Below are 16,863 nucleotides of genomic sequence, written 5' to 3' on the forward strand. Positions count from 1 at the left end.
GCATCTCGACGCGTGGCTACTGCGACGGCAACCGCAACAGCATCTCGAAGCATGACCACTTGTGACCGCACCGCCCCGCACAGCCCACAGACCTCCCCAACCGACTCGTTCGCTCCCGCTGGTCGCTCACTCGTCCCTCGCGCTCGGTTCGCGTCCGTCGACGCGAACGCTTCGCGCCGACAGCGACCGTGGTGCGGTGGCGGTGGACGCCTCGCCGGCGCCGACGGTCGGCGTCACCAGAACGCTCCGCGTTCTGGTTGGCAGACGAGAATCTCCGATTCTCGTCGACGCCCGCGGGGGGAGGGGTGGGGACTCCATGCTGTGCCGGGCCTCGTGCCCGGCACCCTGCAGTCACAAGTAGTCATGCTCGCTCCGCGGTCGCGTTCGCGGTTGCTGTGCGGTCCCGACGAACACCCACTCGAGAAAACCCGGGAATCGAATCGCGCGAACCCACTCACTCCAACAACTCAGACGGCGGCGACTGCCAGTCACTCGCCGAATCCCGCGGCTCGTACCCCAGAAGCTCCTTCGTGTGCTCCAGATCGAACCAGCTCCGGGGGTTGTCGCTCGTCGCGAAGAAGATCCCGAACTCGGTCTCCTCGTCGGTCAAACAGAGATCCACCAACTGCGCCCAGTCACGCAGCGAGAGCCACGTTCCCTTCAGCCGCTTGACCTGCTCCGTGTACGCCTCGCTCCCGCGCTCCCAATCCCCACGCTCGACACCCCGCTCCGCGTCGCCGTAGGGGTTGTCGTAGGGGCCCGTCCGAACGCTCGCGATCCGGGCGGCGTAGAAGCGCTTCGGGTACTCACGCTGTTCCACGTAGTACCGACCCAGATCCTCGCCGTACGCCTTCGAGACACCGTAGTAGGAGTCCGGCCGCTCGTCGTCGTCGACGGTGACGGTCGTGTCGTCGTCGAGTTCGTACACGTCGGGCTTGCCCTCCTCCTCCCACATCCCGGCGGCGTGGATCGAGGAGGCGAACAGCACGCGCTCCACCTCGGCGTCCGCGGCGGCTTCGAGCACGTTCCGGGTCCCGACGAGGTTGCTCCGCTCGACGGACTCCCACGACGCCGAGACCGAGGGGTTGGCGGCGAGGTTGACCACCGCGTCCACGCCGTCGAACGCCGGGCGGATCGCCTCGTACGACGAGATGTCGGCGACGTGGTCCACGTCCGGGGCGTCCTCGCGGTCGAGGTAGACGAACTCGTGATCCGACTCTGCCGTGTCCAACTGCTGCTTGATTCCCGAGGCGACGCGACCCTCCGAGCCAGTGACCAGCACGCGCATACCCGGAGGTGGGCGGAGACCGAGATAAGGGTCGGGATGGCCCGACGACCCGCGGCGAGCGGAGGATTCATACCCGATAGCGCACCACCTCCGGCCATGTATGCGGTCGTCGGCTGCACCGAGTGTGGCACCTACTGGCTGCTCACGGACCCTCGCGAGAGCGACTCCGCGACCTGCCCCAAATGTGGCCGCCGCCACCAGACGAAGAAGCTCAACCGCTTCTACGAGACCGACGACCGCGAGGCCGCCCGGGAAGCCCGCGCAGCACTCCTCGCGAAGAAACACGGCGATAGCGCCGCGTTCGACGACGTGGCCCACGTCTCCGAACTCGAAGAGCGCGTCGAGGAGAGCGGCCTGTCCGAGCGCGACTACCTCGAACAGTCCGGCATCGACCCCGACGAAGTGCAGGACGTGGGCGACACCACCCAGGAACCCTCGCGGAGTCGGGACGAGAAGGTCCGCGACGCGGTTCGAGAGGGTGGCACCGAGGCGGAGATCATCGAGCGGGCCGTCGAGGACGGCGTTCCGCGGGGGGCGGCGGAGAAACTGCTGGAGAAGCTCCGTCGGCAGGGGGAAGTGATCCAGTCCGGCGGGGAGTTGCGGTTGGTGTAGCGGTTCGCGGTGGCGCGTGACGTGAGCAGGGCGAGACCGAAGGTCTCGCTGGCAGTGCGGGCGACGCGTGGGTCGCCCGCACGACGCCTCCGTGCACGAACGAGCGCGCGAGGTCTTCGCGAGTGGAACGAGCGAGGGCACGAGAGAGCTTGCTCTCTCGGAGGACGAACGAGCGTCAGCGAGTGAGTCGGCTGGGGAGGGGTGGCCACGGAGCGGTGCGGTCGCAAGTAGTCAACGACCGAGCTGCTGTTGCTGTCGCGGTTGCTGTCTACCGATCACGTTCCGCTTCCAAAACAGAGGCTTACCCGATCACCTACCGACCCAACTCGGCGTGCGCACTCGACAGATTGCGCGACGCCAGCGCCGACAGCAGCGACAACTCACCCGCGAGCGCCCCCGTCGCGACACACTCCGCGAGCGCGTCGGCGTTCGAGCCCGCCGGATCCCCACCGCCGCGGATCCCCAGCACGTCCAGCCCCTCGGACTGCGTCGGGAGCTTCGTCCCGCCGCCGACCGTCCCCACTTCGATCGACGCGAGCGAGACCGCGGCGTACAGCCCGTCCTCCCGCGCCTCGACGGAGACGATCCCGTTGCTCCCCTCGACGACCTGGGCGGCGTCCTGCCCGGTCGCGAGATAGATCGCGGCGACGACGTTCGCGACTTGCGCGTTGAACCCCAGACTGCCCGCCTTCGCGCTGCCGATCAGGTTCTTGCGTGTGTTCACCTCCGCGACCGCCTCGGGCGTCGTCTTCAGCGTCTCCTCAACGAACTCTCGGGGGAGCAGCACCTCCGCGGTGACGCTGCGCCCGCGCCCCTCGACGGCGTTGATCGCGGCGGGCTTCTTGTCCGTACAGAGGTTCCCCGAGAGCGCGACCAGGGAGGCGTCGGTCTCGGCCTCGATCACGTCGCAGGCCTCGCCGGTCGCGATGGTGGCCATGTTCATCCCCATCGCGTCGGCGGTGTCGTAGCGGAACCGCAGGAACACGTTGTCGCCGACGACGTACGGCGTCACGTCGAGCAGTTTCCCGTGGCTCGTGGTCGACTCCGCGGCCTCCCGGAGCGTGTCGGTGTTCTCCCGGACCCACTCCGCGAGCGCCTGTGACTCGGCGATCCCGCTCGTCCGGAACACGGGCGCGCGGGTCATCCCCTGCTTCGTCACGCGGGCCGTCGCGCCGCCGGCGTCGTCGATGACCGACAGCCCGCGATTGACGGAGGCCAGCAGCGCGCCCTCGGTGGTCGCCAGCGGGAGGTACGTCTCGCCCTCGAACGCGCCGCCGTCGATGGTAACGGGGCCGGCGACGCCCATCGGGATCTGGGCGGCGCCGATCATGTTCTCGATGTTGCTGCCCGCCGCCTCGTCGGCCGGGAAGCTGTACTCGCCGGTCGTCTCCAGTTCGGCGTCGGAGTGGTTCTCGACGACCAGCCGCCGGGCTGCGGCGGCGGTGTCGGCGTCGGCGTGGTCCTCGAGTTCGTACAGCCGCAGGTCGCCGCTCTCGACCCGCGCGGCGAGCGATTCGGCGGCGTCGGCGTCGACGCGGTCGGTCATGGCTCGGGGTTCCGGTGGCGCGGGCAAACCGTTACCGATCCGTGGCGGGGTTGCCGATGTGGGTGGCAGCGTCGCCGACAGAAAGCGTATGCCGGCCCCGGGCGTCGACCCAGTCATGCCCTCCCGACGACAACTGCTCGCCGCGTCGGTGCCGCTGCTCTCCGCGACGGCGGGCTGTCTCGGCGGTGATGCACCGGACGTGAGGCTGGTCAACGAACTCGAACGTGAGGTGTGGGTCCGGGTCACGATCGAACGCGAGAGCGACGGGGAACAGGTGTTCCGGCGAACGATCGAACTCCCGACGGTCGGCGACGATGAGGAGACGTTCCAAAGCCCGGTTGGCGACCCCGACGCCGAACACACGATGCACGTACTCGTAAAGAACGCCCCGGAGTCGACGGAACGCTTCGCTGACACGCTCAGTGAGCCGTTCTCCCCGGAGATCACGTCGGTGTGGATCCGAATTCGGTCGGAGGGGATCCAGTTCTCCCAGGTAACCACGTAGCCCGCCCCGGCATCGACGGCTCCCCGACCGCCCCCGTCCCGCGGTGGCCACGCCTGCGGGACCGCCCCCGTCCCACGGTACCCGCGCCCGCGGGACCGCCCGCTTCCCGAACGGTTTTGCCCGATCCGGCCCGTCCTCCGGCAATGACCGAGGCCGCCGACACCGTCTTCCGCGACGGCGAGATCCACACGCTGACTACCCCCGACGAGACGTACGAGGCCGTCGCGGTCCGGGACGGCGAGATCGTCCGACTGGGCTCGACCTACGACGTGGAGTTCCTCGTCGGCACCGACACCGACACCATCGACCTCGACGGTCGCGTTCTCCTGCCGGGGTTCATCGACGCCCACACCCACCTCACCACCGTCGGGAAGTACCTCGTCCACGCGGACCTCTCGGTGGCCGAGGACTTGGACGAGGCAGTCTCACTGCTCCGCGAACGCGCCACGGAGACCGACGGCCCGGACGACTCGGCGTGGATCCGCGGCTACGGCTACGACGAGAGCACGTGGCCCGAGGACCGCTACCTCGATCGTGAGGACCTCGACGCCGTCAGCGAGGAGCGTCCGGTCGTCGCGTTCCGCGAGGACATGCACGTCGCCTCCGTCAACAGCGTCGTGATCGACCGCTACGAGGCGGAGATGGCCGCGGAGAACGTCCACCACGAAGGAGCGGAGCCCACGGGCGTGCTCGTCGAGGACGCGGTGAACGTCGTCACCGAGGCGGTCGCGCCCGACGCCGAGGAGACGGGTCGACTCGTCGCGGCCGCGCAGGCTCGCGCGAACGAACTCGGCGTCACCGGCGTCCACGACATGGTCCGGGGCTCCTACGCGCCCGAGGTGTACCGCGACATGGATCTCGCCGAGGAGCTCTCGCTACGGGTCCGGATCAACTACTGGTCGGACCACCTCGACGCCCTCATCGAGACCGGCCTGCGGACGAACCACGGCTCCGGGATGGTCCGCGTCGGCGCGATCAAATCCTTCACCGACGGCAGCTTCGGCGGTCGCACCGCGAAGCTCTCCGAACCCTACCACGACGACACCGACGAGTACGGCTCGTGGGTCGTCGATCCCGAGGAACTGAACGAGATCGTCCAGAAGGCCGACGAGGCGGGGTTTCAGGTCACAGCCCACGCGATCGGCGACGAGGCCATCGATGCAGTGCTGGACGCGTTCGAGCAGACCGACGATCCGGACGGGATGCGCCACCGCGTCGAGCACGTCGAACTCGCCTCCGAGGAGGCGATCGAACGCTTCGGCGAGATGGGCGTCGTCGCCTCCGTTCAGCCGAACTTCCTCAAGTGGGCGAAAGAGGGCGGGCTGTACGAGTCCCGGCTGGGCGCGCGCCGGACCGAAACGAATCGCTACGCGCTGCTGGACGGCGCGGGCGCGCCGCTCGCCTTCGGCTCGGACTGCATGCCCATGGATCCGCTGCTCGGCGTCCACCACGCGGTCAACACCGATGTCGACACCCAGCGACTCGCCGTGACGGAGGCGCTGCGGGCGTACACGCTCGGCGCGGCGTACGCGGGGTTCGACGAGGGGCGGCTGGGCACCGTCGAGACCGGAAAGCTCGCGGACTTCACCGTGCTCGATCGGTCGCCGTGGGAGTACGAGGCGGAGATCCGTGACATCGACGTGGCGATGACGGTCGTCGACGGCGACGTGGCCTACGACGACCGGTAGCGGCGTCAACTCCCGGCCATGCCGGCCCGCGTCGACAGCACGGTCGTCGCCGTCCCGCCGAGCAGCAGCACGAACCAGTACGTACAGAGCCGGACACAGAACGCGATCACGGCCGCGGCCGCGAGGTCGATCCCCCCGAGCGTGACGAACCCGGCGGCCAGCACCACCTCGACGCCGCCGATCCCGCCCGGGACCGGGAGGAGGTTCAGGAAGTCGCTCACCGGAACGGCGACGAACGCGACCGCGAGCGCGACCGGCGTCCCCAGCGCCGCGCTCGTGGTGACCGCCGGCAGACAGAGCAGCGCCCACCCCAGCACCGACAGCGCCGCCGCGAGCACCACCCGACGCGGGTCCTCGCGGATCAGTCGCCGCGCCTCGTCGAACTCGCCGAGCCCCCGCTGGATCGCTTCGCGGCTCGTCTTCGTCGCGACGACCCGGGAGAGCCGGCCGAGCGTTCGGTTGATCGCCGCTGCGAGGCCGTGGGCGATCCGATCCACGTCCACGTCGCCGACGAACGCGGCGAGCAGCGCGAGCCAGCCGGCGGTGGCGACCCCGAACATGGCGGCGAGCGGGAGCAGCCCGGTTCGCCCGCCGGCGACGAGCACGGTCGAACCGGCGAGCGCGACGACGGTCGAGCCGAGGAACGTCGCCGCCTGCGCGATGATCGTCGCCGGGAGCGCCCGGTCGGTCCGGATCCCCGTCGCGGAACGCATCGAGTAGGCGATCAGCACCGGCCCCGCGACGTTGCCGACCGGGAGGAGCTGTCGGCCGTACACGCCACGGAGGTAGGCGAGCGCGCCGCCGAGGGAGGGCCGCACCCCGAGCAGGACCGTCAGTGCGAGGAACTGTGAGCCGACTGCGCCGACGACGGCGACGAACCCCAGCGCGAACGGGACGGGGTCCAGTTCGGCGACGGTAGCGGCGACCTGCTCGACGCCGACGAACCAGCCGAACAGCGCCAGCGCGAGGAGCCCGGCGAGCAGGCCGGCGACGACGGAGAGACGGTGGCGCGCGTTGGACACGAACCGATGCTGGGGCCGGGCTGCGTAAAGCGTTCGGGGGAAAGACCCATGGACTGGCGGCCCGAGCCTCCGGCCATGCTCCTCCAACTCCCTGGCGGCCCGGAGCTGCTGATCATCCTGCTCGTGATGGCGCTGCTGGTCGGCGTTCCGGTCGTCCTCCTCGGCGTGTTCCTGTTCGTCCGCTTCGTCACCGGCGGCGGCGACAGCGACGAGGTGGCCGAGCTCAAGGGCCGGATCGAGGAACTGGAAGCGCAGGTCGCGGCCGGCGACGAGGCCGCCAGCAACGAGGTGTCCGTCGAGGACGAGGGTAGCGAGGCGGGAAAACGACGCGAACGAAGTGAGCAGCGGGAAACCGCCTCGGAAGCGAGTAGGGAAGAACGACCCGCGAGCAGCGACGACGACGGGGGCGACCGATGATCCTTCAGGCGCCCGTCCCAGGTGGGGTGGAACTGATCGTCCTCCTGCTCGTGTTGCTGTTCAACCTCGCCGTGATCGCGCTGGTCGTGGTCGGCGGCGTCGCCCTCTACCGGCGGTGGCGCGGCGACGGCTCGGCCGACCAGACGGAGGTCGACGCGCTACAGGATCGGGTCGCCGAGTTGGAAGCGCAGGTGGAGCAGCTCCGTGGGTCGGCCGAGCACAGCGACGAGGCAGTCCCGGACGACGAGGGCGACCGCTGACCGAAACGGCAGCCTTCTTGCCCCGCCAGCGCGCGCTCCCGGTATGTCCTTCTTCGACGACCTCGCCGCCCGTATCGACGCCGCCGACAGCGTCGTTTCCGTGGGGCTGGACGCCGATCCCGACCGCATCCCGGCGTTCCTCGACGACCACGACCTGCCGCGCTGGGCGTTCAACCGCCGGATCATCGACGCGACCCACGAGCACGCCGCCTGCTACAAACCCAACGCCGCGTTCTACGAGGACGCCGACGGCTGGCGCGCGCTCCGGGAGACCGTTGCCTACGCGGGCGGGAAGGACGTCCCCGTCCTGCTCGACGCGAAACGGGGGGATATCGGCAACACCGCGCGCCAGTACGCGAAGGTGCTGGAGGAGGTCGACGCGATCACCGTCAACCCCTACATGGGTCGGGACTCGCTCCAACCGTTCCTCTCGCGGGCCGAGTCGGGCGTGTTCGTGCTCTGTCGCACCTCGAACCCGGGCGGCAGCGACCTGCAGGACCTCGAACTCGCCTCGGGCGAACCCCTGTACGAACGCGTCGCGGCGCTCGCGGACACGTGGAACGAACACGGCAACGTCGGCCTCGTCGTCGGCGCGACCGCGCCCGAGGAGCTGGAGACGATCCGCGAAACCGTGCCGGAGATCCCGTTCCTCGTCCCCGGTGTCGGCGCACAGGGCGGCGACGCGGAGGCGGCGGTCGAGCACGGGCTCGCGTCGAGCGAAGCATGGCCCGTCGACGTCGGCCTCGTGAACTCCTCGCGGGGGATCATCTTCGCGGGCGAGGACGTGGGCCGCAACACGGTTTCGGGCGCCTCGGGCGGCCGGGAGCCCGACGAGGACGCCTACTTCGCGGCAGCGGGCGACGCCGCTGCGCGGCTGAAGAAGCGACTGAACCAGTACCGCTGATCCCGGACGACTCTGGGACCGATGAGCCGGATCAGACGATCTCCGCGCCGCTCCCGGTCCAGGTGCGGTACGCCCGCGCGTTCTCGCCGTTCTCCTCGAACGCTTCGACCATTGCGGCGGCGACGGCGCGCCGGCGCTGTGGCGGGCAGACCGCGAGCACGCCCGGCCCGGAGCCGCTGACGGTGACGCCGTGGGCGCCGGCCTCGTGGGCCGCCGCGGCGGCGTCGTCGTAGCCGGTGATCAGGGCGGCGCGGTGGGGCGTGACAACCTCGTCGGCCATCCCCGCGCCGACGAGTTCGGGGTCGGAGCGACACATCCCGACCGACAGCGTCGCGGCGTTGCCGACGGTCGCGACCATCTCCTCGATCGTGACGTGAGTCGGGACCACCTCGCGGGCGTCGCGCGTTGAGATCGGCTCCTCGGGAAGGCAGGCGACCAGCGGGACGTCCGTGTCGATCGAGCGCACCCCGTCGGCGGTGGCGATCGTGAACCCGCCGAGGAGGGCGGGGGCGACGTTGTCGGCGTGGGCCGCGCCGGAGACCACCGCCTCACCTTCGGCGGCGATCGGCACCAGCTCCTCGCGGGTGAGCCCGCGGTCGTAGAGGTCGTTGAGCGCGAGCGCTGCGCCCGCGGCGGAGGCCGCCGAGGAGCCGAGGCCGGAGGCGGGTCGGACCCCCTTGTCGATCTCGATGTGGGCGGGGGCGTCGAGCGCCTCGGCGACGGCGCCGACGGTGTTCTTCTCGGGGTCCTCGGGGATGAACTGTGCGCCGGCGCCGGTCACCTCGATGGTGGTGCGGTCGGCGCGCTCGACGCGGACGATATCCGCCGGGTGTGAGAGCGCGACGCCGAACGTGTCGTAGCCGCTGCCGAGGTTCGCGCTGGTCGCCGGCGCGCGGACTGTTCGCATGCGGGGTCGTACCGTGGTTCGCGCGAAAAAGCTGGCGCTCGGTCGCTACTCGTCGGCGGTGGCGAAAACCATCGGTCCGATGATGGCAAGCGACAGTCCCAGGAACAGGTAGATCTTCGAGTTGATCGCTTGCGGGGTCATCACGAAGATCAGGCCGAACGCGCCGAGATGTAGGCCGAGCACCTTCTTCGACCCGAGGCCGAGCAGGCCGAGCGTTCCCAGGGCGAACACGAGCAACAGCACCTGCCCGATGTTGTAGTTGAGCAGGAAACTGTCGATGACCTGGAGCGGGAGCATTTCCTTACGCCTTCTCGGTCCGAACGGCGCTTTAAACTTCTGCTCTCGCCCCGTGTTCAGCCGTCCGGCTCGATGAACTCGATCCTGTGGAGCCAGCGGCGCCAGCCCGTAGCCGCCGACGCCTTCGACAGCCGCAGCGAGAACGACGAACGGGTCGCGCCGGGGTGACTGCCGCTCGCGCCACATACATACGCTCTCACACCCTACAACGGGTATGACCGAGACAGCGACCCTCGGCGGCGGCTGCTTCTGGTGTGTCGAGGCGGCGTTCGAGGAGCTCTCCGGCGTCGAGGACGTCACCTCCGGCTACGCCGGCGGCCACACCGAGGACCCCAGCTACCGCGAGGTCTGCTCCGGCGACACGGGCCACGCCGAAGTGGTGCAGGTCGAGTACGACGAGGAGGAACTCGACTACGAGGACGTGCTGGAGGTGTTCTTCACCGTCCACGACCCGACCCAGCTCAACCGACAGGGGCCGGACGTGGGCAGCCAGTACCGTTCGATCGTCCTCACCCACGACGAACAGCAGCGCGAGATCGCCGAGGCCTACGTCGAGGCGCTGGACGAGGAGGGCGGCTACGACGACGACGTGGTGACAGAGATCGAGCCGCTTTCGACGTTCTACCGCGCCGAGGAGAAACACCAGAACTACTTCGAGAAGTCACTTACTGCCGACGGAAATACTAACGACGCATACTGTGCCCGGAACGTTCAGCCGAAGGTTGAGAAGGTCCGCGAGAAGTTCGAGCAGAAAGAGAAAGCACAATCGGATTAGACGCTCCCCTTTCTCACGGTGTAGCCGATGTAGCCGAGGGGGTAGCGATACCCTTCTCTATACGATTCTCTTCACACTTCTACTATAGTGCGACTTTCACTAACCCTTAGGCTACATTGACTACATTAGTTGGATAGTGAAGGACAGGATAGTGTGAAAAAGAAAGAAGTGGGGGAGAACGCCGTGTATATCCCGCATGATCGGGACGCCCTCGTCGGGGCTGCCGCGCGGGTCGGCGCACTGCCGGAGATCTGACTCGCCGAGCGCCCGCGGTGCGCGGACGCCGGTGAACTGTGCCGCACCGAGTTCTTCTTCCGTCGGGATGACGTTCGTGGACATGCTGTCTCTCTGGCAGCACGGGGTCGGTGTCTCAAGCACCGGCCTCGAGCGCCAGCGGGTCAACGACGCACTGAACGCGCTCGAGAATGCCGGCTGGATCGAGAAGCCAGCCCGCGGCCTCTACCGGCTCGTGTACGACGGCGAGGGAAAAGTCGAGCAGGAGATCCGCCACGTCGACGACGTCTAGCCCTCGACGTGCCGCGAGAAGTACCGGTAGCGATTGATCAGGTAGACCGGTAACGGAGCCAGTACGACGAGCAAGCCGCCGACGTACAGCAGCATCGACGGGTCCCACGTCGTCTGTGGGGCGACGTAGCGCATGTCGAAGACCATCGCGAGCGCGGTCGCGAGCAACAGGGTGAAAAACAGAACGTCGCTCACTGGAACAACCACGAAGGTGAGCACCCCAGAGACAGCCGCCACCCAGTTCCAGTGTGTGAACCCGAGGAACGCTGAAGCTGAGTCGGCGACCGACGCACCAGACACGACCCCGTCGCCGGTCTCCTCTTGCTCGGTGCTAGTGGCTATCTCAACCGGTTCGGGTTCGTCGGCGAGTTCTGTCTCCGGCTCCGGTTCCGGCTCGGGTTCGACTTCGACCTCCTCGGTCACGGTGCGCGTGATGTCCAGGTAGTCGTCGACGACATCGTACGCCTCGAGGTCGGCGACCATGCCGACGAGATCGTCACCGTCGACGAGCTTCACGTTCAGGTCCGAGGCCCGCGATTCCCCGCTACTGGTGAACGAGCTCGTGGTGACGACGACGACCGAGTCGGCGTCATCCACCTGCTGTTTCAGCGAGGCGTACTGTTGGATGTCTGGCCCGCCGACGGTCGTCGAGTCACCGTAGCGCTTCGCCTGGATCACCTTCTTCTGGTGGTACGGCGTGTGCTTCTCGGCAACGACGTCGAGCCCGGCGTCGACGGAAGCCTGCGAGACGGTCGTGTCCCAGCCCATCTCACTCCACAGGTCGGCGACGAGATGCTCGAACTCGTACTCGTCCATCGACTGCAGGTGGGCTTTGAGCGCCTGTTGGTCCAGCGAGGACGCACTGACGGACACTTCCTTGGTGACCGTCCGAGTCGTGGACGCAGTCGGCGTGCCAGTCTCCCCATCGTCGCCGTCGGACGGTGCCGAATCGGCGGTCACGAACTCGGAAAGCTTGTGCCCGCACTCGCGGCAGTAGGTGCTGCTGGCGGTTACCTCCGCGTCACAGTTCGGGCAGGTCAGCATACGCGGGTCGTTCTGACCGAGGGGACTTAGTGTCACGTGGCCTGTGAGTTGCGCGTCCTCGTACTCGCTTCAGGCAGACAGTCGCTTGGCCCAACAGTTTAGTGCCAGTCACCCAACCGGTTCGGCATGTCGCGAATGTACGTCGCGGTGCTGGCAGTGATCCTCCTCGCCGGGCTCTCGGGCTGTGCCACCGTCTCGGTCACGGCGGAGGTCGATTCGGCGTCAACGATCGAGTCCTACGACATGAACATCTCGACATCGACGACCGTGTACGGGCTCCTCGAGCGGTCGGCAGAACAAGATGGGTACGACAGTCTTGAGGACGCGATGAGCGCGGGTGGGGCGTTCCCCGAGGAGAAGTTCGAGTACTCCGAAGAGATTAATGGGCGCGATGCCACCATCAACGTCGAGTTCTCCAATATCAACGCCACGACGTTACCAGGGGTCGCGATCCAAGAAGCGGACGGCGAGCTGGCGTACGAGGATACGACGTTCTACAACGCGTCGGCGAGCACTGCTCCGTCCGACGCCGAGATGGGGTCAGAGATGATGTCCGGATTCGTCCTCGAGTACACGCTCGAGATGCCTGGGGAGATAACGAACTCCACTGCCGATAAGGTCGATGGGAACACGGCGACGTGGACTCGAACAGGAGGCGACGCCTACGACAACACACAGATCGAGGCGACGAGTGAGATATCTTCCTCGGTCCTCTCGACCGGGTTCGGAGTGGTACCGGCTGTGGCGGCGCTGCTCGTAATCGGCGGCCTCTACCGTCGCTCTAGCCGATAGTTCGCTGCTGCTGTCGAACCTCTTGTCAGACCCAGTCCGGGACGAACTTCCTCACTCGGCCCGGTCGGCGTCGGATCAGTCTTGGAAACCAGGCCATAACCGAAGTTCCTTGGCGATCTCCCGCTGGCGGCCGTTAATCGCATGGCCGGCGTCGAAGGCCGGATTGGCTTTGCGAATAGCCTCCCCGTTGTGTTCTTCTTCAACCAGAAACCCACGGCCGGCGTCGAAGGTATCCATAGCCGTCCGTCGGTACATGACTGAGAGTGTGGCTTTCTCCTTCAGTAATCGCTCGCGTCGGTCAGCGTCGACGCCCGGCGCGTACTCCTTCGCCACCTCGCGCATACTCTCAATCAGTTTGTGGACATAGGCTCGCGTATCGGCGTCGAACCGTTCATACGCTTTCTCCCAATCACCGAAGCCGCCGTGGATACGTGAATTGGTGTTCAACTCGGGAGCCCCACCGCCGGCGTTCCCCTCGGCAAAGTCGTTCTCTTCGAGATAGTCCGTTTCGTCCGGCCCCGTCGACGCCCCGCCGTGGAACCGGCAGCGGGTCCCACCACTCCCCGGCGTTCCCCACCCGGCCGGGAGGGAACACGGCTCGCCCCGGTTATTCGTCGCCCCGCAAATGTCTGAATACCGTCCGTCCGTATCGCCCGTTTTCTTGGTGCTCATATTTACTTTGGTAGTTAATCACCGTCCGTTATGGGGTACGTGTTCGTTCAAAGACTGGCCCGCTGCCACCGATTCACGCCCGATTTTCCCGGCTCAAAACACCGCTGCCGGGGTACGGAAAATGGTGACTGTGACTGCGTCTCAGAAGAACCCCTATGCTTCGAGTGGAAAAATACGGTTATCGTCCGGTTTGTTATTCTTCCCCGGCTTCTCGGCGTTCGGCTGCGTGAAGGGTCAATAGACAAAAGACGTGAATCAACCCAAGAACCACAACTGCGTGCGTGCCGTTTACGTTCCCCGTCGCCGCCAAGATCACCACAAGGAACGTGGCAAGAAGTGTCTCTGCCACGTAAGACCGGAGCTGTGCAACACGTTCAGGCTCCCGCTTGAGGTCGGTCATTAGCTGAAGGACTCAATGCCCGTGTTTCGTGTGTCGTCGCCGGCGTCGTCGTCGTCGGAAAGCACAGACTCAAGGGATGGAACGTCGCCGGTGAATCCAAGCGCCTTGTAACCGTTCGTCGGCGTCCCCGTTCCGTGCGGGCGGACGCTTGTGGCGTAACCAACGTTTACAGGAGCGTCGCGGAGTGTTGCGGTGAACTTCCGGCGGCCGATGGGATCTTCCCCGTTCTCCCGGCACCACGCCTTATACACGTCGTAGGCTTCGCTTGTGGACAAGTTCTCGGCGTCGGGGTCGTTCTCCACGTGGTTCTCAATGAACGCTTCCACGTTCTCGCCCCACGTTACCCACCGCTTCCGTGTCTCTCCCGTTGGGTCCGAATTGGTGAATCCGCCTTGGTTCACTAACCGACTCCAGCCGTCAATAGCCCAATTCAACACACCGGATAGGCTCTCGTCGGTGGTAAGGCGGTCCTCCAGTTCGGGGTCCCGTTCGCTGGGTGGGAAGTAGCGGGGGAAGTGAACGACAAGCCACCGCCGCCACCATGCCGAGTCTTCGGCGTCCACGTAGTTGCTCACGTCGGGGGTACTGTTGGCTGCATACAGGTGTTTGGCCGTTGGCGTGAAGGTGAAGCTCTCTTCATACAAGCGACGGCCCTCTACCGTATCGCCCCCGGTCAACTCCTTGAATCTCGCCACGCCTTTCGAGGATAACGCTCCTTCGGATAGATCGGCGTGGATGTTCGCAATCGCACCGTGAAGGTCGGCTGTGTGGTTCGGTTCCGACAAGTCGTGAATCGCCTTCGAGCGCGTGTTTCCGCCCCCGAGCATAGCCCGAACCGTGTTCAATACGGTACTCTTGCCGTTCGCGCCGTCGCCGACAAGGAGTAAGGCACGGTTGAACGGCATTTCTCCACGGTGAAGGGTGTAGCCGACATATTCCTGAAAGAGTCGAACCTTGTCCGATTCGACCACTTCCCGGATTGTCTCTTCCCACTCTGTTGCCGTGGCTTCAGGATCATACTCCACGGGGAGCCGGGTTAGTGCGTAATCCTCTGGTTCAAGCGGCCGGAGTGCGTCCGGGGCGTTTGTCGCCGCTGCCTCAAGGTCGAGAAGCCCGTTCTCCACGGCAAGGACCCCGGGGTCAAGGCCCAAGGTATCCCCTTCTACTTCGGCGCGTGGGTCCGACTTGGCTTGTTCCTTTAGTTCGGTGAGAACGTTCTTCCCGTAGTTGGTGCTCCCGAGCGCCTGTCGTGCGGCGTGGCGGAGTGTTCGCTCCCCTTCCGGAGTCCACACGCCGGCGTCGTAGGCATACAGTCGGCCGGTATCCCGGTGGACTCGAAGGTGGAACTCTTCGCTCTCGATAAGCAGATCCCACACTATCGCCGCTTTCTGCCGGTCGCTTAGTCCGTCAATTGCCCCGGAAAGACTGTCGTAGTCCTCGCTGGCAATCCCGGCGCGTGCGACTACAGCTGTCGGCGAGAGTGAAACGGTGTTACTCGAACTGTCGTCGCCGTCGTCGCCGACCCATTCGGGAGGTTCTGTGTGCTCCGGCTCTTCGGTATCTGCCTCCGGGTCGTAGTAGTCCGTAAGCGACTGTTCAGCCGCGTCAAGCGTTCGCTTACGGTAGTCCTGCCGCTCTTCCCACTTCTCCCGTGCCAATCCGGATTGTCCGAACAGTTGTTCGGCACGGGTTCGGTCGCCGCCGGTCCAGAAGAGTAACTGTCGGCACAGGTGATAATCTGCTTTACTGTGGTCGTTCCCATATTCCGATGTATCCCCACGCCATAAGCGGGCGAACTCGTCGCCGTGTGCGGCGTTCTTCGCCTTCTCAAGTAGCTCTTGGTCCGATAGGTCTACCGGCTCGCTCGGGGCGCTAATGTCACTCTCCCCCGCCGTGTCGTCGTTCTCGGCGTCTGTGACATACTCGGCGTGAACATCCCGGAGTGAATCGTTCCGTTGGTTCACCGACTCCGGCGTGCCGTCGACGTGATCGCCAGTTACGGTGAAGAACCGGCTCCGGTCGTATATCTCCACGCCGCCCTTCCGGTTGCCACCTTCAGGGAGAATCCCGTGGATATACACGTGGTAGCCGGTGCCGGAAGGGGATACTTCGGTAAAGGAATCCAGCCGATTGATTATGTCTTCGGCCCACGGTTCCGCTTCCTCTGTTTCGGGATCGCGAGCGTCGTCTAAGTCCACACCAACGAGAGTATCCTCCGGCGTGAACACGAAGCCAAGTCCGTTCGACTCCACGCGAGCGCCGTCCTCTGCCTCCCGCGCCTGCTCGAAGGTAGTCCACGAATCGGGGTCTGTCGCCGACGCATAGCTCCCTGTCGCTGGATCTACCGGGACTTTCGTTGGCTTGTCCTGCCCTTCACGGTCTTCTTCACGCCAGCAAATCCATTGGTCCCGTTCCGCGAGCGTCGACGGAACCGATAGGGCGGTAGTCTGCGTGCTCATTCTACACTCCCCCGTAGCTGCGAGCGTGTTCTTGGCACAGAGCTACGCCGTTCTGCGAGGTATGAGCAGGTCCCCAACACCGGCCACAATACCGCCTGTCGGAATTGTTAATATCTTCTAGAACGTTATTAACAACCGACGGCTGGGACCGTCGCCCTCTCTCCTCTCCGCTCATTCGTCCGCCACCTCCAGTAGCGCCTCGGCAAGCTGATTACACGGGAGGTCCGACTCCGCGAGATCCGCAAGGTCTTCACGTCGATTATTGATTTTGCCTTTACAACTGTCAGATTGCGTATTAACTGCCATTATTAGGATTGAGCGAGAAATGACAGTTGCGTCCGAACTCAAGACGCAACTGAACTACCCGCCGGGGGGACACTCCTACCAAGAAGCAGAACCCCCGTTTGCGGGATTTAGCGTTACTCGAAGAATTATGCATCCAGCATTTCGTCCGGTAGGTGCTCCTCAAGAACGTCCTCGTAGGAACGCCCCGGACCCTTCGCTTCCCACAGCTTGTTTCGTAGTTCGGTGCTAACCTGAATCGTAGTCTTGTCAGTCATAGTTTCTTGATTTTTGAGATAGTTGAGTAGCTACCCATGTTTCGGTTCCAAGAGGTCACAGTTGGAACACCGCGGGGCTGTCGCCAGTCCCCTTCCCACAACCGTCATGTGGCACCTGCGATACAACACCACTTTCCTTCCGAACTTATCACACGGTTTCGTGGGTTCTACTCCACGGCATCACCTATAG

General features: G+C 65.7%; 19 protein-coding genes. 9 read left to right on the plus strand and 10 right to left on the minus strand.

Translation table 11 applies throughout. The features are described 5' to 3' along the window. Nucleotides 1-454: 454 nt before the first annotated feature. The gene (locus B4589_RS10180) at nt 455-1,288 is read right to left on the minus strand and encodes an NAD(P)-dependent oxidoreductase (RefSeq protein WP_079234165.1); all 834 of its coding nucleotides are present in this window, start codon (nt 1,286-1,288) and stop codon (nt 455-457) included. 96 nt (nt 1,289-1,384) lie between these two features. Here B4589_RS10180 and B4589_RS10185 point away from each other — a divergent pair, with 96 nt between their 5' ends. Beyond that, nucleotides 1,385-1,900, plus strand: coding sequence for a DUF5817 domain-containing protein (locus B4589_RS10185; RefSeq protein ID WP_079234166.1), 516 nt, complete (start codon nt 1,385-1,387; stop codon nt 1,898-1,900). A gap of 313 nt (nt 1,901-2,213) precedes the next feature. Here the strand turns inward: B4589_RS10185 and hmgA are convergent, their stop codons facing one another. Further along, the gene (gene hmgA, locus B4589_RS10190; RefSeq protein ID WP_079234168.1) at nt 2,214-3,446 is read right to left on the minus strand and encodes a hydroxymethylglutaryl-CoA reductase (NADPH); all 1,233 of its coding nucleotides are present in this window, start codon (nt 3,444-3,446) and stop codon (nt 2,214-2,216) included. Nucleotides 3,447-3,561: 115 nt separating this feature from the next. Between hmgA and B4589_RS10195 the strand changes: the two genes are divergently transcribed. Both B4589_RS10195 and B4589_RS10200 read left to right on the plus strand, forming a co-directional pair. Then, nucleotides 3,562-3,951, plus strand: a complete 390-nt coding sequence (locus B4589_RS10195; RefSeq protein ID WP_079234170.1) for a hypothetical protein — start codon at nt 3,562-3,564, stop codon at nt 3,949-3,951. Between the two features lie 143 nt (nt 3,952-4,094). Then, nucleotides 4,095-5,639 (plus strand): amidohydrolase, encoded by a 1,545-nt coding sequence (locus B4589_RS10200; RefSeq protein WP_079234171.1) that lies wholly within the window; start codon nt 4,095-4,097, stop codon nt 5,637-5,639. 5 nt (nt 5,640-5,644) lie between these two features. On the opposite strand, the gene B4589_RS10205 is transcribed toward B4589_RS10200, so the two are convergent. After that, the gene (locus B4589_RS10205) at nt 5,645-6,661 is read right to left on the minus strand and encodes a lysylphosphatidylglycerol synthase transmembrane domain-containing protein (protein WP_158081166.1); all 1,017 of its coding nucleotides are present in this window, start codon (nt 6,659-6,661) and stop codon (nt 5,645-5,647) included. Nucleotides 6,662-6,736: 75 nt separating this feature from the next. Here B4589_RS10205 and B4589_RS10210 point away from each other — a divergent pair, with 75 nt between their 5' ends. Genes B4589_RS10210 through pyrF form a run of 3 tightly spaced genes read left to right on the plus strand, consistent with a single transcriptional unit; the run spans nt 6,737 to nt 8,242 of the window. Next, nucleotides 6,737-7,078, plus strand: coding sequence for a hypothetical protein (locus tag B4589_RS10210; RefSeq protein WP_176330521.1), 342 nt, complete (start codon nt 6,737-6,739; stop codon nt 7,076-7,078). Further along, nucleotides 7,075-7,338, plus strand: a complete 264-nt coding sequence (locus B4589_RS10215) for a preprotein translocase subunit TatA (protein ID WP_143414316.1) — start codon at nt 7,075-7,077, stop codon at nt 7,336-7,338. The genes B4589_RS10210 and B4589_RS10215 overlap by 4 nt, the downstream gene beginning before the upstream one ends. A gap of 43 nt (nt 7,339-7,381) precedes the next feature. Then, complete coding sequence (gene pyrF / locus B4589_RS10220; RefSeq protein WP_079234174.1) at nt 7,382-8,242, plus strand: orotidine-5'-phosphate decarboxylase; 861 nt, start codon at nt 7,382-7,384, stop codon at nt 8,240-8,242. A 31-nt stretch (nt 8,243-8,273) separates the two neighbouring features. Here the strand turns inward: pyrF and B4589_RS10225 are convergent, their stop codons facing one another. Together B4589_RS10225 and B4589_RS10230 are read right to left on the minus strand one after the other, a co-directional pair. Next, the gene (locus tag B4589_RS10225; RefSeq protein WP_079234175.1) at nt 8,274-9,149 is read right to left on the minus strand and encodes a homoserine kinase; all 876 of its coding nucleotides are present in this window, start codon (nt 9,147-9,149) and stop codon (nt 8,274-8,276) included. Between the two features lie 45 nt (nt 9,150-9,194). After that, entirely contained in the window at nt 9,195-9,446 is a 252-nt protein-coding gene (locus tag B4589_RS10230) for a hypothetical protein (protein WP_079234176.1), read from the minus strand. A 214-nt stretch (nt 9,447-9,660) separates the two neighbouring features. Between B4589_RS10230 and msrA the strand changes: the two genes are divergently transcribed. Next, nucleotides 9,661-10,221, plus strand: a complete 561-nt coding sequence (gene msrA, locus B4589_RS10235; protein WP_079234177.1) for a peptide-methionine (S)-S-oxide reductase MsrA — start codon at nt 9,661-9,663, stop codon at nt 10,219-10,221. 120 nt (nt 10,222-10,341) lie between these two features. On the opposite strand, the gene B4589_RS10240 is transcribed toward msrA, so the two are convergent. After that, nucleotides 10,342-10,560, minus strand: a complete 219-nt coding sequence (locus B4589_RS10240; protein WP_079234178.1) for a hypothetical protein — start codon at nt 10,558-10,560, stop codon at nt 10,342-10,344. Between B4589_RS10240 and B4589_RS10245 the strand changes: the two genes are divergently transcribed. Further along, a complete protein-coding gene (locus tag B4589_RS10245; protein ID WP_079234179.1) occupies nt 10,559-10,747 on the plus strand; it encodes a hypothetical protein in 189 nt (62 codons plus the stop codon). The two genes, B4589_RS10240 and B4589_RS10245, sit on opposite strands and share 2 nt — an antisense overlap. Here the strand turns inward: B4589_RS10245 and B4589_RS10250 are convergent. Further along, nucleotides 10,744-11,790 (minus strand): restriction endonuclease, encoded by a 1,047-nt coding sequence (locus B4589_RS10250; protein ID WP_079234180.1) that lies wholly within the window; start codon nt 11,788-11,790, stop codon nt 10,744-10,746. The two genes, B4589_RS10245 and B4589_RS10250, sit on opposite strands and share 4 nt — an antisense overlap. Before the next feature lie 135 nt (nt 11,791-11,925). Here B4589_RS10250 and B4589_RS10255 point away from each other — a divergent pair, with 135 nt between their 5' ends. Continuing rightward, nucleotides 11,926-12,582, plus strand: a complete 657-nt coding sequence (locus B4589_RS10255) for a PGF-CTERM sorting domain-containing protein (protein ID WP_143414317.1) — start codon at nt 11,926-11,928, stop codon at nt 12,580-12,582. A 75-nt stretch (nt 12,583-12,657) separates the two neighbouring features. Here B4589_RS10255 and B4589_RS10260 read toward each other — a convergent pair whose 3' ends face one another. The 3 genes from B4589_RS10260 to B4589_RS10270 form a co-directional block, all read right to left on the minus strand. Then, nucleotides 12,658-13,254 carry an HGGxSTG domain-containing protein gene (locus B4589_RS10260; RefSeq protein WP_079234183.1) on the minus strand — a complete coding sequence of 199 codons (597 nt, stop codon included), beginning with the start codon at nt 13,252-13,254 and terminating at the stop codon, nt 12,658-12,660. A gap of 193 nt (nt 13,255-13,447) precedes the next feature. Then, nucleotides 13,448-13,654, minus strand: coding sequence for a hypothetical protein (locus tag B4589_RS10265; RefSeq protein ID WP_143414318.1), 207 nt, complete (start codon nt 13,652-13,654; stop codon nt 13,448-13,450). After that, nucleotides 13,654-16,113 (minus strand): phage/plasmid primase, P4 family, encoded by a 2,460-nt coding sequence (locus B4589_RS10270; protein ID WP_079234184.1) that lies wholly within the window; start codon nt 16,111-16,113, stop codon nt 13,654-13,656. Before B4589_RS10270 ends, B4589_RS10265 begins: the two co-directional genes overlap by 1 nt. Nucleotides 16,114-16,863: the final 750 nt, after the last annotated feature.

It is taken from the genome of Halolamina sp. CBA1230 (genome assembly GCF_002025255.2).
Taxonomy (GTDB): Archaea; Halobacteriota; Halobacteria; order Halobacteriales; family Haloferacaceae; genus Halolamina.